1 protein-coding gene is annotated in these 809 nt (G+C 46.7%); it reads right to left on the reverse strand.

The genetic code is table 11. From position 1 onward, the window contains the following. Positions 1-83: 83 nt before the first annotated feature. The coding region (locus tag R7Q46_RS26205) for a methyl-accepting chemotaxis protein (protein WP_318078089.1) at positions 84-809 on the reverse strand (726 nt) is incomplete at its 5' end.

The raw sequence follows: 809 nt of genomic DNA on the forward strand, positions 1-809 counted from the left end.
GAATTTTACAGATTCAATGGGACATATTACCCGTCAATTCGTCAGCTTCAACCTTTATATTCAATTTGGACGCGAGAAATTTCCTATTTATTCGCCCTTTGTTGCTCAGAAAGGGTGAATTGGTTAAGTAATTGCTCTAAACGGTCAGAAAGTTCTTCCAAATCGACACTGATATCCCGTGTATGAGAGGCAGATTGAGACGTGTCGTTCGCGTGCAAAGTAATCACGTCGATTTTCGATTGAATGTGCTTGCTGACATCCGAGGTGGTTTGAGTTTGCAGTTGGATGTTTTCTGCGTGTTTCAGCACTTGATGCATCTCGTCTACGACATTGTGCATGGTTTCAGACAGCGCTTCGACATCCAGTGAACGTTGATGAGCAAATTGACAAACATGATCGACTGACGACAGGGACTCTTCGCTGCCTTGCTGAAATTGGGAAATGATGCTTTCAATGTTGCTGGTGGCTTCGGCGGTACGTGAGGCCAGATTTCTCACTTCATCGGCAACGACTGCAAAGCCACGACCTTGCTCTCCGGCGCGTGCCGCTTCGATTGCTGCGTTTAGAGCGAGTAGGTTAGTTTGTTCGGCGATGCCTTTAATTACACCGAGTATTGAGGAAACTTCTTCGGTTCTCTGATTTAGAGACGTAATCTTCTCACGCACTTGTTCAATGTCGCTGACTAAGCTCTTGATGTCTTCGCTGACATTGTGCGCTTGGCTGGCGCTGTTTGTGGCTACGTCAACGGTGTGGTTTACCAACGTCGTTGCGTTGATTGTTGCCTCTTCAACCACGACTTGCTGCTGCAA

It is taken from the genome of Vibrio sp. 811, from assembly GCF_033339195.1.